This window comes from Curvibacter sp. EU05-FHT14A10, from assembly GCF_058791075.1.
Window position 1 is genome coordinate 81950 of sequence record NZ_JBYTDE010000006.1, and the last position, 12599, is coordinate 94548.

At 62.5% G+C, this 12599-nt stretch carries 11 protein-coding genes and 2 pseudogenes; 6 read left to right on the forward strand and 7 right to left on the reverse strand.

Annotated elements, in window-relative coordinates; genetic code table 11:
* Positions 1-102 precede the first annotated feature (102 nt).
* The 3 genes from tcuA to AC3WUT_RS13125 all read left to right on the forward strand — a co-directional run bounded on the left by tcuA (position 103) and on the right by AC3WUT_RS13125 (position 3800).
* Positions 103-1530, forward strand: a complete 1428-nt coding sequence (gene tcuA, locus AC3WUT_RS13115) for an FAD-dependent tricarballylate dehydrogenase TcuA (protein WP_492347511.1) — start codon at positions 103-105, stop codon at positions 1528-1530.
* Positions 1517-2680: a tricarballylate utilization 4Fe-4S protein TcuB gene (gene tcuB, locus AC3WUT_RS13120; protein ID WP_492347512.1), complete on the forward strand. Its 1164-nt coding sequence runs from the start codon at positions 1517-1519 to the stop codon at positions 2678-2680. Before tcuA ends, tcuB begins: the two co-directional genes overlap by 14 nt.
* Positions 2681-2807: 127 nt before the next feature.
* Positions 2808-3800 (forward strand): Bug family tripartite tricarboxylate transporter substrate binding protein, encoded by a 993-nt coding sequence (locus tag AC3WUT_RS13125; protein WP_492347513.1) that lies wholly within the window; start codon positions 2808-2810, stop codon positions 3798-3800.
* On the opposite strand, the gene AC3WUT_RS13130 is transcribed toward AC3WUT_RS13125, so the two are convergent.
* The 3 genes and pseudogenes from AC3WUT_RS13130 to AC3WUT_RS13140 all read right to left on the reverse strand — a co-directional run.
* Positions 3772-5073 (reverse strand): RNA polymerase sigma factor, encoded by a 1302-nt coding sequence (locus AC3WUT_RS13130; protein ID WP_492347514.1) that lies wholly within the window; start codon positions 5071-5073, stop codon positions 3772-3774. The genes AC3WUT_RS13125 and AC3WUT_RS13130 overlap by 29 nt on opposite strands.
* Entirely contained in the window at positions 5070-5498 is a 429-nt protein-coding gene (locus tag AC3WUT_RS13135; RefSeq protein WP_492347515.1) for a YciI family protein, read from the reverse strand. The genes AC3WUT_RS13130 and AC3WUT_RS13135 overlap by 4 nt, the downstream gene beginning before the upstream one ends.
* Positions 5499-5652: 154 nt before the next feature.
* Positions 5653-5931 (reverse strand): annotated as a pseudogene (locus AC3WUT_RS13140) (integrase core domain-containing protein); the annotation flags it as partial.
* On the opposite strand from AC3WUT_RS13140, the pseudogene AC3WUT_RS13145 reads away from it, so the two are divergent.
* Positions 5927-6214, forward strand: a pseudogene (locus AC3WUT_RS13145) (IS3 family transposase); the annotation flags it as partial. The pseudogenes AC3WUT_RS13140 and AC3WUT_RS13145 sit on opposite strands and share 5 nt — an antisense overlap.
* Before the next feature lie 161 nt (positions 6215-6375).
* Here the strand turns inward: AC3WUT_RS13145 and AC3WUT_RS13150 are convergent.
* Genes AC3WUT_RS13150 through AC3WUT_RS13165 form a run of 4 tightly spaced genes read right to left on the reverse strand, consistent with a single transcriptional unit; the run spans position 6376 to position 9251 of the window.
* The gene (locus tag AC3WUT_RS13150) at positions 6376-7326 is read right to left on the reverse strand and encodes a hypothetical protein (RefSeq protein WP_492347516.1); all 951 of its coding nucleotides are present in this window, start codon (positions 7324-7326) and stop codon (positions 6376-6378) included.
* On the reverse strand, positions 7323-8036 hold the full coding sequence (locus tag AC3WUT_RS13155; RefSeq protein ID WP_492347517.1) for a hypothetical protein: 714 nt from the start codon (positions 8034-8036) through the stop codon (positions 7323-7325). The genes AC3WUT_RS13150 and AC3WUT_RS13155 overlap by 4 nt, the downstream gene beginning before the upstream one ends.
* Positions 8033-9049, reverse strand: coding sequence for a helix-turn-helix transcriptional regulator (locus AC3WUT_RS13160; RefSeq protein WP_492347518.1), 1017 nt, complete (start codon positions 9047-9049; stop codon positions 8033-8035). The genes AC3WUT_RS13155 and AC3WUT_RS13160 overlap by 4 nt, the downstream gene beginning before the upstream one ends.
* Positions 9050-9062: 13 nt before the next feature.
* Entirely contained in the window at positions 9063-9251 is a 189-nt protein-coding gene (locus AC3WUT_RS13165; protein ID WP_492347519.1) for a hypothetical protein, read from the reverse strand.
* Positions 9252-10052: 801 nt separating this feature from the next.
* Here AC3WUT_RS13165 and AC3WUT_RS13170 point away from each other — a divergent pair.
* Positions 10053-10508 (forward strand): protein tyrosine phosphatase family protein, encoded by a 456-nt coding sequence (locus AC3WUT_RS13170; RefSeq protein ID WP_492347520.1) that lies wholly within the window; start codon positions 10053-10055, stop codon positions 10506-10508.
* A 287-nt stretch (positions 10509-10795) separates the two neighbouring features.
* Complete coding sequence (locus tag AC3WUT_RS13175; protein ID WP_492347521.1) at positions 10796-12400, forward strand: sulfatase-like hydrolase/transferase; 1605 nt, start codon at positions 10796-10798, stop codon at positions 12398-12400.
* Positions 12401-12599 lie beyond the last annotated feature (199 nt).

Sequence of the window (12599 nt, forward strand, 5' to 3'; positions counted from 1 at the left end):
AAAAACTGATGACCCCATGCGCCCAGGGGCCTGCACGGCAGGGCGCTGTCTTCCTAAAGTGGCAACTCATCGCGCAAGCGAACGTTTTGCAAGGAGACAGCCATGGACCTGGACGTCCTGGTCATCGGCGGCGGCAACGCTGCCCTGTGTGCCGCCCTGATGGCACGCGAAGCAGGGGCCAGTGTGCTTCTGCTCGAAGCCGCACCGCGCGCCTGGCGCGGCGGCAACTCGGGCCATACCCGCAACCTGCGCTGCATGCACGATGCCCCGCAAGATGTGCTGGTCGACGCCTACCCCGAAGAAGAGTACTGGCAAGACCTGCTCAAGGTCACCGGCGGCATCACCAACGAGAAGCTGGCGCGCCTGACCATCCGCGCCTCTTCCAACTGCCGCGACTGGATGCGCTCGCACGGCGTGCATTTTCAGCCGCCGCTGTCGGGGGCGCTGCATGTGGCCCGCACCAATGCCTTCTTCATGGGCGGCGGCAAGGCCTTGGTCAATGCCTACTACCGCAGCGCCGAGAAGCTGGGCGTGCAGATCCGCTACGAAGCGCCGGTAGACCGGCTGGAGCTGGAAGACGGCCGCTTTGTGGCGGCCTGGCAGGGCGGCCAGCGCATCACCGCCCGGGCCTGCGTGCTGGCCGCCGGCGGCTTTGAATCAAACCGCGAGTGGCTGCGCGAGGCCTGGGGCCAAAACCCCGACGGCAGCTGGCCGGCCGACAACTTTCTGATCCGTGGCACGCGCTTCAACCGCGGCGTGCTGCTCAAGCACCTGCAAGACGAGCAGGGTGCCGACATGGTGGGCGACCCCTCTCAGTCGCACTGCGTGGCCATCGACGCTCGCGCACCCCTGTACGACGGCGGCATCTGCACCCGCATCGACTGCGTGAGCCTGGGTGTGGTGGTCAATCAGCAAGGCCGCCGCTTTTACGACGAGGGCGAAGACTTCTGGCCCAAGCGCTACGCCATCTGGGGGCGCCTGGTGGCCCAGCAGCCGGGCCAGATCGGCTACTCGATCATCGACGCCAAGGCCGTGGGCCGCTTCATGCCGCCGGTGTTCCCGGGCGTGCAGGCCAACACCCTCGAAGACCTGGCCCGCCAGCTGGGCCTGGACCCGGCCACCTTCTTGCAGACCCTGGGCGACTACAACGCCGCCTGCCGCCCAGGCCATTTTGACCACACCGCGCTCGACGACTGCCGCACCGAGGGCGTGACCCCGGCCAAAACCCACTGGGCCCGGCCCATCGACACGCCGCCCTTCTATGGCTATGCGCTGCGCCCCGGCATCACCTTCACCTACCTGGGCCTGAAGGTGGACGAGCAGGCCCGCGCCCATTTCGGGGGGCAGCCCAGCAGCAACCTGTATGTGGCCGGCGAGATGATGGCCGGCAACGTGCTCGGCAAGGGCTACACCGCCGGCGTGGGCATGTCGATCGGCACCGCCTTCGGGCGCATCGCCGGCCACCAGGCTGCCCTGGGCGCCCTGGCCCACAAGCAAAACCAGAAAGGCGCCGCCCATGCAAACGCTTGACGAACTCACCCGCCAGGCGCGCGCACTGGCCAACGGCGAGCCCACGCCGGCCGAGGCCGAGGTGGCCCGCCAGATGCAGATCTGCAACGCCTGCCGCTACTGCGAAGGCTTTTGTGCCGTGTTTCCGGCCATGACACGCCGCCTCAGCTTCGAGCCCGTGGACGTGCACTTTCTCGCCAACCTGTGCCACAACTGCGGTGCCTGTCTGCATGCCTGCCAGTACGCACCGCCGCACGAGTTTGCCGTCACCGTGCCGCAGGCCATGGCCGTGGTGCGCGGCCAGACCTATGTTGACTACGCCTGGCCCCCTGCCCTGGGGCGGCTGTACCAGCGCAACGGCCTGACATTGGCGGTGGCGCTGGCCCTGGGGCTGGCCTTGTTCATGGCGCTGGCGCTGGCCGCCCGGGGCACCTTGTGGATGGTGCCCGAGCAAGGCTTTTATGGCTTGTTTCCGCACAACCTGCTGGTGTCCTTGTTTGCCCCCGTGTTCTGCTTTGCCGCCCTGGCCTTGGGGCTGGGCGTGCGGCGCTTTCTGGGCGAGCTGCGGCCCGGCACCAGCAACGCCCCGGCCAGCGTCGGCCCCGGGCTGGAGGCGGCTCAACAGGCCCTCACCCTGCGCTACCTGGACGGCGGCCATGGCGACGGCTGCCACAACGAAGACGACGCCCACACCCATTGGCGCCGGCGCTTTCACCACCTGACCTTCTACGGCTTCATGGCCTGTTTTGCCGCCACCTCGCTGGCCACGCTGTACCACTACGGGCTGGGCCAGGCCGCCCCGTATGGCTGGTTCAGCCTGCCCAAGCTGTTTGGCGTGAGCGGCGGGCTGGCCCTGCTGGCCGGCACCACGGGCCTGGGCTGGCTGCGCCTGCGCCGCCACCCGCTGCACGGCGACGCCGCGCAAAAGCCCATGGACATGGCTTTCATCGCCCTGCTGTGGCTGGTGGCACTCACCGGCTTGGGCTTGCTGGCGGCCCGTGCCACCCCCGCCTTGCCCAGCGTGCTGGTGCTGCACCTGGGCGCGGTGATGGCGCTGTTTGCCACCTTGCCCTACGGCAAGTTTGCCCATGGCGTGTTCCGCAGCGCGGCCCTGCTGCGCAACGCGGTCGAAAAGCGCCAACCCAGCCGCCTGCAACTGGGATCGGACTGATCCCTCCTGCCCCGTCACGGCCCGCCCCTTGGCCGGGTAAGGCCTTCTGACTGGCCATGACCGGCCCGGGCCCAACCCCCGGGCCGGGGCAGTGCCCCTCCCCATTTCATTCAACGGAGACCTGATCATGAAACCATCATCCACGTCGCGGCGTTGCCTGCTGCAAACCGGCTTGGCCGCCACCCTGGCCGCCCTGGCACCATGGGGCACCGCCCAGGCAGCCGATTGGCCCACCCGCCCCATCACCCTGGTGGTGCCCTTTGCCGCCGGTGGCACCACCGACATCCTGGCCCGCGTCATCGGCCAAAAGCTGTCTGAGAACCTGGGCCAGCCCGTGGTGGTCGACAACCGCGCCGGCGCCGGCGGCACCCTGGGCGCCGCCGCCGTGGCCCGCGCCCCGGCCGATGGCCAAACCCTGTTCATGGCCACCGTGGCCCACGCCATGGCCCCGGGCCTGTACAAAAGCCTGCCCTACGACTTCATCAAAGATTTCGAGCCCATCGGCCTGGTCGCCACCACACCCAATGTGCTGCTGGTGCATCCCTCACTGCCTGTGAAGACGGTGCCCGAGCTGCTGGCCTACATCAAGGCCCACCCCGGCGAGGTCAACTACGGCTCGGCCGGCCCCGGCAGCACCGAGCACCTGTCGGGCGCCCTGTTCAGCGCCCGCATCGGCACCCCCATGACCCACGTGCCCTACAAAGGCGGCGCCCCCATGATGGGCGACCTCATGGCCGGCCAGATCCAGATGGCCATCGAAACCAGCCCCTCCGCCTCGCAACCCGTGCGCTCTGGCAAGGTGCGGGCCCTGGCCGTCACCTCGCTCAAGCGCTCGGCCCTGTACCCCGGTGTGCCCACGCTAGACGAGGCCGGCGTCAAAGGCTACGAGGTCAACACCTGGTTCGCCCTGATGGCCCCCCGCGCCACCCCGCAGCCCATCACCAAGCGCCTGCGCGAGGCCCTGCAGCGCGTGCTGGCCCTGCCCGACGTAACCCACCGATTTGAAGAGCTGGGTGTGAGCGCGGGGGAGCTGGAGGGGGAGCGACTGGGGGCCTTTATTCGCAGTGAGACGACGAAGTGGGGGCAGGTGGCTAAGGAGTCGGGGGCTCGGGTGGATTGAGGCCCCTGTGCGATGCTTGGTGGCCTTGCAGGAAATGCAGGCGCTCGGTGAGCAGGATGCGCTCACGTTCGTTGTTGGTCCATGCGATTGCCTGACCTAAGGCGTGGCAGGCTTCCTTGGTTCGATTCAGGCGCTGGAGCATTTCGGCCCGGGCACTGGCCCACCATGGGTAGCCGGCCAGCGGAAGGCCATCCATGATGGCCAGGGCTTGTGCGGGCCCGACCGAGTGGCTTAGCGCCACTGCGCGGTTTAGCGCAACCACGGGACTCGGTTGCAATGCAAGCAACTGGTCGTAGAGCTGAACCAACTGAGGCCAGTTGGTGTCTTCGGCCCGCCTGGCGCGGGCATGGACGGCAGCCAACTCGGCCTGCAAAGCCAGCGGTCTGGTCCCTCTTGAATCCAGCGCGCTCAGTTTGCGGCATCGGTTCAAGGCCTCCAGGCCGCGCCGCAGCAGCAGGCGGTCCCAGCGGCTCCGATCCTGGTCCAGCAGCAGCACTGGGCGCCCCAGGGCGTCGGTGCGTGCCGGCAGGCGCGAGGCCTGCAACTCCATCAAGGCTTGCAGCGCCTGGGCGTCTGACTCCGTCGGAAGCAAGGCGGCCAGGTGCCGTGTCAGGCGCAGGGCTTCGTGGCATAGAGGCGGTCGTGTCCATTCCGCGCCGCTGCTGGCGACATAGCCCTCGTTGAACATCAGGTACAGCACTGTGCAGACGGCGTCCAGACGGGCAGCGCGCTCGGAGGGCGGTGGCAACTCGAAGGGCTCGCCGGCGAGCTGCGCCTTGGCGCGAGTGATGCGCTGCGCGATGGTGGCTTCTTTGGCGAACAGGGCGCGGGCAATCTCTGCAACCGACAGTCCGGCGATCAGGCGGAGGGTGAGGGCACACTGCGCCTCGCGCGGCAATTTGGGGTGACAGGCAATGAACATCAACCGCAGGTCATCGTCCCCCATCGGATCGGCCTCGTCGGCGAGCAACAAGTCCAGCGGGTCGGGCGCAAGGTGGGCCTCAATGGCATCGACGTCATGGCCTAGCGCTTGCTGTTGTTGTGTGGCCATGCGGGTGTGCCGCACCTGATCCAGCAGTCGGTTCTTAGCCACCGTCATCAGCCAGGCTCCTGGACGCTCAGGCCAGCCATTGGCTGGCCAGTGCACCATTGCAGCCACCAGTGCGTCCTGCACGCAGTCCTCGGCCTGTGCCAAATCAGCACCAGCTCGCATCAATGCCCCATTCAGGCGCGACGCTTCCAGGCGCCAAATGGCCTCAATCGATGGCGTCATTCGCCTTTTTTGATGGCGGCCAGCTGCTCTCGGATGATCCTCTCGGCATCTTCTGGGGGCAGGTCGATGCCCCCCATCAGCGGTCGTACCTCGATGCAGCAAGGTTGTCCTGGGAAAGGTGCTGGAAACCGCCGTGCCCATGCCAGCGCTTCGTCCGCGGATCGAACTTCGATCAGTGTGTAGCCCGCAATCAGTTCCTTGGTCTCGGCAAAGGGGCCGTCGACGATGCCTGCCTGGCCGGTGGCGTCGTAGTGCACGCGAAAGCCCTGACTGCTTGGCTGCAAGCCAGCACCATCGAGCAGAACACCAGCTTTGGCCATCTCGTCGTGAAACGCCATCATGCGTGGGACGAGCGTGGGGTCGTCGGGAAAGTCACCGGCTTCGCTCATGGGGGTAGCGCGAACCTGAATCATGTAACGGGGCATGTTTGTCTCCAAAAGAGCTATTGACCTTATACGACGAACGGCATTGGCGTATTTCGACAGCCCTTCTGGCTTCGGGGTGTGGGGCCGGGGTGGCTTTAGGTTTTGATTGTTACCAGGTCGGCTTGGGCTTCCCCCTGTTTCCCGGACACTTTGCCTAGCCCCCTAAGCGCGGCCGTTCCTCAAAGTGAATCGGGCTGAGGTGGTCCAATTTTGAGTGTTTCCTGAACGCGTTGTAGAACCGCTAGATGTAGTCGAAGACATCGGCCCTGGCCTGCTCCCTTGTACGGTAGACGGTACGAGCGCAGCGCTCGCCTTTCAACGTCGAGAAGAAGCTCTCCATGGCTGCGTTGTCCCAGCGTTCGCCGCGACGGCTCATGCTGCAGGTGATGTTCTGGCTCTTGAGTAGTTGCTGGAACTCGTCACTGGTGTACTGCGGCGATGACATCCAGCGGACACTCGCGCAGTGGGGCATTCGCAGCTCAATGAGTCGCAAGGGAAATTGCTGGGATAACGCCCCAACCGAGAGCCTGTTGGGGCACTTGAAAACGGCATGTGTCCACTGTCAGAAATTCGCTACGAGAGACCAAGCACGGCAGGCGATTTTGGATTGGATCGGGTTCTACAACCATTCCCGGCCCAATTCGACATTGGTCTACATGAGCCCCATGCAGTACGAGAATCGCTGGTTAGCTGCGCAGCGCAGATCTGCCGCTTGAAGACCGGGTTATGCACTCCGGTTTTCTGGGGCAACCTCAGTTTCACGATTGACCTTGAACTTGGCGCACCACTTTTGATGGGTAGGCCTTCGGGGGCAGGCAATCCGGACGATCACTGCAATTGACCTCGGAATGATCGGCCGCGCTGATCGGGAGTTAGTTCAGTTCGACGTGTTGAGCACCAGGTAGGGGCTGTCCTTCTCCTGATCGAGCGCTTCAATGTATTCACCGCCGTCTATTCTTCTTGTGCGCAGATAGTCGATCAGGTAGGGCTTACTGGAGGCAGCATCGCTCGCGTCACGAAGTACCCTGACTGCAGACAAGCCCTTGGTGACATCCGGACCAAACGACATCGGCGTCAGGTGTGTGAAGAGGCTTTCGTAATCGGAGGCAACGGACTCGGAAACGGCCAACGCATGCTTCAGTTCATTGGTGCGTATCCGGCAATCGATGCGAACACTGTTGCATAGTGTCAGCATTTGAGCCATCTGCTGGAACGCATCCAGGTCGATGGGTCCATTGGCTTTGACAATGAATGCGATTTCACCCTCGAAGTAGGCTGCCTGATCTGCAAGTCCAGCGGCGACTTCCGAGTACTCCGGCCTTGGATCAGAAAGGGTCGGTGCCTGTTTTGCACGCTGCAGAAGGCTTTTGGTGAAGTGCAGTTGCTTCCGCAAGTCCCGATGACCGAGTCTCTCGAAACCAACCTTGATCGTCTCTGAGAGTTCATCCATGCGGTCCTCCACCGAGTTGAACCGCTTGTGCATGTAATAGAAACCCGCGACGCTGACCCCGACGCCGGCTAGAGAAACGCCCAATGTCGCCACTTGCAGGGTTTGCAGCGTTTCTATCATGGCCTTGAGTTGATTTATCTTGACTCCCGCGTAAATGTTCGAACCAGCATTGACTAGGTTAGCCAGTGCCGAAACGGTGGCGAAAGGGCCTGAGGACAGGTTTGACAAGACGGCCTGAGCCACGCCGGTCTCCTGAAGGTGTTTGACGATTTGGCCGGTCCCTGCGTCTTTCAAGATCGTGCCGTATCGGATCAGTTCACCGGACGCAACGCGGCCCATGAGCTTTGCCGGAATTTCGAAGGGTATGGTGCTGATCATGATGCTCGGGTATCCATCAGTTTTCTGGAGAGTTGAAGGCCCTGGTCGCGAAATACGGCCGCTAGGCCCGCAGACCCCAGGACCAGTTCTTGGCAGCGGGAAATGATCTGGTCTTTGTTGGATGGCTTGAATCCGATGTCGTGGAGGCTGGCGCACTCTGCGTTCAATGCCGAAATGTCAAAAGACATGTCTGCTTTCACAAATGCCCCCCACTTGATTGCGCAGGTATTCAGCTTTCCTTCTTCATTGCGCAGCGTCGCAATCAGTGGCAATCGCACCAGTTGCGTGAAGCTGTCCTGTAAGACTTGGTCAGACTCTCGGGTTACCAATGTTCTGAAGAGACTGGTATTTGCTAACTCAGCGTGCACCTCTTGCGCAAAGGTGTCGTACAGCGATGACAAGGTGAGCGTTAAGTTGACGTGAAAGTTGTCTCGCCAGTCGAGTGCGTCACGCCGAAATGCCATTCCGGTCAGTTTGCTTTCATCGACAAGAGATTCGATGCTGGTCCCGGTCGGATCGGTACCCGTTGTCTTTGAATCCTTGGAGGCAGCCCCACCTTGCTCAGTCGACTCCCCTTCTTTGTCGCTGCTTGGAAAAAATGATTTGATGTCGCGCTTCAAGAAGGCGACGGTGGAGCGCAACAGGTTGTCAGGCTTGGGCGCCCTATCGGGATTCAGTGCGAGCCCTGGCTCGTATCGGGGTTCGTTCATGATGATGGAAGTTGAGCACCTCTTGCGCCAAGAGGGCCGCCAACGTTCAAGTAGTCGGAAAGTTGGTTGATCAATTCGTCGTTCCAGGCAGCAGGGGACACAATTCGCACACTGGGAATCCAGTAGCGAACGATTGGCAGTATCTGGTTCTGATGTCCCACAGTTGTCTCAATCGTGAGCGTACCGTCCATCGACTCAGCAAGGATTTTCTGGTGTGGGATCAGTTGTCGACGTTTGAAGTAGTCGGCTACCGCTGGCGAGACGCTAAGCAGCACCTGCTGAGGCTGTGATGAGTGCCAGATACCTTCTTCGGTCTGGACAGATGCATCGACGTTTGCATCAGGGGTAAAGGTCTCCGCGTGGGTCTGAACGGAGCGAATCTTGCCAACGCCAAATGTCTTGAGTTTGCCGTCATGCACCGCAGCCAGATACCAGATGCCTTTTGTGTTGATCAGACGGTAGGGGTTGACGGCCTTGTATGTCTTGATCCGCCCGTCCTTGAGCATGTCCAGGGTCAGCACACGCTTGTGGATGACGGCGGCCTCCAACTGATCGAACGCGTTTTGCAGGGCAGAGAGGTCTTCGTAGTGGTGACCGCGAACCAGCCACGGTGCTTGCACCTGTTCGCTCAGCAGTTCTTTCAGAAAATCCCTGTTCAACGAAGGGAACAAACCCTTGATGCCTGTCTTGGTTGCAAAGCGCTCAATGTCCTTGAAATTCAGTTTGCCAAGATAAGCCGGATCCAGGTGGTACCGGCCTTTTGTTTTGAGCAGCGGCAGAAAAGCCAATCGGACGTTGAGGTCCCGCTGGATGGTCCTGAGATGCGTACCAAACTCCTCGGCCAATGCCGCAGGGTCGAGGTGATCGCCTTGATTCAGTTTGAGGAGTACCTGTGACAGTCGGTACGCAATGGTGTCGTGTTGGCCTTGCGCCATAAAGTCGTTTGGTGCCTGAATGCTTGGCGAGGTCTTGTTTTTGATGTGACCTCGAGTTTGACGGTGTGAGTGCACCATACACGATGCCGACTCACTGCTTATTCTCAGAAATTGAAGTTTTTTTGCCGAGCCACAAAATCATGGCCATGACAGACCCGATCACCAAGATGATCAGCAACACTTTGATCACCAGAGTCAGTATTCCGACCTTTGCAGACAGGAACCCGAGTTTGACCAAAAACCACGACAGCGACATACCGAGAAGCGCAATCCAGAACATCTGAATCCTCCAATGAGTGAATGAGGAGGTCAGTGTGATCAGTTGCTTGGACAGGAGGTGTCGTTTTGGAATGGCAGTTGTCGCCGACGGGGAATCATTTGTGAGCGCTATTTTTTCGATTGGAAAACTCGCGTGTGATGGGCCAATGGCTGATCACCCAGACCCGCAGTTGCAAGACACTGGGCAAACAGCTCAATTTTGACATCTGACATGTCACCAGACCTGGCGTGCATCTGCAGGGGCAAGCGTCTCAACCCCTTCGAATTGGCTACGCGCCCGCGCTGAAGGCGCGGCGGTGCTGTATGCAGCTGGGCCTGCAGACAGATCTGCCTCAAGATCCGCAAAGATATCTGCAAAGACAGCGATATCTATTTAAAAGTCATGGACTTATGTTGACCTGAACATCGGCAAATGCCTCCGCAATTCATTGGTGATCCTGTCCACCTCGAGTCCCTTCTGCCCTGCGACGGCGTGTCTGATCTGTGGACTGCAGGCACGGCGTCCGTGCTCCATCGGCGCGGACCAGAAAGGATGGGTAGGTGGCTGATCCTCCAGCACTCGGTATCACCAAACAATACCGACGGGCTCATGGCCGCAGACCGGCGAAAGCCAAAGCAGCCATCGGTCTCACCGGCCGCTGAAATCGGCCGGTCCCAACTCACTTTGCACCAAGGTATGAGAAAACGTTCAAGCTTTGCCGCCTGGCTCACGCCAGGAAGGGCCTTCACCTGCAGCCTGCTGTTGGCGATGGGATCTGTGCTTGTGCCAGCGGCCTGGTCTGGTGCCGTGCAGGCGAGAGCCATGGCACGGATCGCGCCCCACCGCTTGTCAGATCGTGTCGGGGTCACCAGCCAACTCCAGGTCGAAGACATGGTGGCGGTGGGGCGCCGCTACCGCATGGTGGTTGACCTTCGGCCCGATGGCGAAGCGCTCGATCAGCCCTCCTCGCAGGCGATGGAACATGCAGCCAGGATGGCAGGCCTTGGGTTTGCCTATGTGCCGGTGCCGCATGGAGACATCCCCGAAGATGCAGCCGCTCGCCTGCAGTCCGTGCTCTCGGAGCAGGGAGATGTGCTCCTGTATTGCCGCAGCGGCAAACGCGCAGCCCGCACCTGGGCGCTGGCCGAAGCAAGGCGACCCGGTGGGCTGTCGGCTGAACAGATCCAGGCCTCGGTTCAAGGCGCGGGTCAGGATGCGGCTGATTTGCGCGATCGCATTGACTTGGCGATCAACGCTCGCCCAAAGGTGAATCCATGAGTGCCACGTCAAATCTCACGGGGACTTCGAAGTGCGCAACACCCGCGCAGCCGCACACCAGGTCTGCCGCGTGCCACTGGACGCTGGTCGTTGTGAATGTGCTGCTAGGTGCTGGCGTGGGCCTGGTCCTCGGGCTGATCGTGGGTGTGATGACGGGCTTGATTCCGTTTGCATGCTGAGGCAGCTTGAAGGCCCGCGGGCAGCCAGCCGGATCCGCTCTACAGGGCCTGCTTTCCACCCGGCGCCGGTGGATAAAATCGGCGGTTTGCCCAGAGACTGACGCAAAGATGCCGCCCGCTCGCCCACCCACCCTCCGTGCTGCGTCGCTACCCCTGCTGGTGTGGCTGCTGGTGCTTCTGCTGCCGGCAGCCACCTCGCAGTCGGCATGGCACGACTGGGACATTGCGCCAGTTTCGCTCTGGCTGGCGTCGGCCTGGAGCGTTGTCGCTCTGAGGCTGCTGCTTCCCGGGCGCGCATTCTTCGCGCTCACCTACCCCATCGCCGTTGCCGCTGTGGCCTGCGTTGCGGCGGACTTGATGCGCAACGTGAATCTGGCCGAGCTGGCGCTGCACTGGCGCACATTCAGCAGTGAAGAGGTGCGCTCGGCGTTGGGCCCCTACCTGGGATGGCTCGTATTCGGTGCTGCATGCTTGGCGGCACTCGGTTGGCTGGGGATGCGGGCGGATGTTGGTCGGGCGCCGTGGCCGCTGCGTCGGCGGCTGGCGGTCGTGGTTGCCGGTAGCCTCGCGTTGGCACTTGGGACGCCGACTGCTGCCTGGGCTCGTGCTTGGCCTGTCAACGGCCTGCTGCTCGTGGTGGCAGCGGCGGTAGACACGCCATGGCTGGCTTTGCAGGCCGCACCGCCGGACGCCTCTCTCAGCCCACGCGATCCTCGCGCGAGCTGGCAGGCGACAAGGGCTGTGGCCCCCAGGTCGAACGAGGCCTACGTACTGGTGATCGGTGAGTCGATGCGCAGCGATTTTCTCTCCGAATGCGGCGGCCCGCGGGGCGTGCGATCGCTGCCGGCAGGGGCTCTCGTCGCCTGCGACGTCAGCGCTGGGTCCAATGCCACGCACACCTCGATGCCGTTGTTGATCTCGCGCGAGATGCCGGGGCACTCTGTGCGCGTCTCGGCCGATGCGACATTTCAGCGTGCGTTCTCCGAAACAGGGTTCGAGACCTTTTGGTTCGACGTGCAGGACGAGGCGATTGCCTGGCCCGATGCATCGGTGAAGCGATTTCCAACTGGGCAGGATCGTGCCGCGTTGTTGCCGTTGCTCAACGAGGCGCTGTCGCACGGCAGCCGACGCGTGTCCGTGGTCCTGCACACTTACGGCTCGCACGAGCCATATTGCTCACGCTTCGACCGGCAGCGTGCCCCGTTCGGGGATCTTTGTGACGGCCTCGTGGGCCTTCCGAACCAAGACTCGATTGCCTCGTGGCGGGCGATGTACGCCAATGCCGTCGACAACTCGATCGGGCTGCTGCACGAGATCGCCGGGCGGCTGGAGCGGCAGCCCGGACCGGTGTTTCTTGTCTTTACGCCGGACCACGGCGAGAACCTGCTCGACGACCGGCGCCAGTTGTTCGGCCATGCTCTGCGCCACCCAACACGTTGGGACATTCAGGTGCCGGCGATTTTCTGGGCCAATGGGGCCTGGCGTGAGGCGCATCCGCGGCAGTGGGCCCAACTGGTGCGCAACGTCCACCAGCCGCTGATGCATGCCGACCTGGTGCCAACACTGCTCTCCGCCGCCGACATCCGGTACGCGGAGCGGCGCCCCGAGGTCGTCGACTTGCTGTCGCGTGAAGTACCCGACCGCCAACGCACGGTGCAGACCGGAATCGGCGACAAGCTGGTTTGGCAGGACCTGCGCGCTGAAGCACGCTGAACCCGGCGGCTATGCGGCGCACTGGCATCGCGCCGAGACGGCAGCCACCAACGGCTTACGCGATAGCTGGAACCCTCTTCCCCTACTGTCTTCAGCGCTCCGTATCCATACCTGACCACCCTATATCAGGATGCTGTGGCTTGCAGGCCCTGGGTAGTCGCGCGAAGTCACGCGAACCCGGACCCGTGTGTGCCTGGTC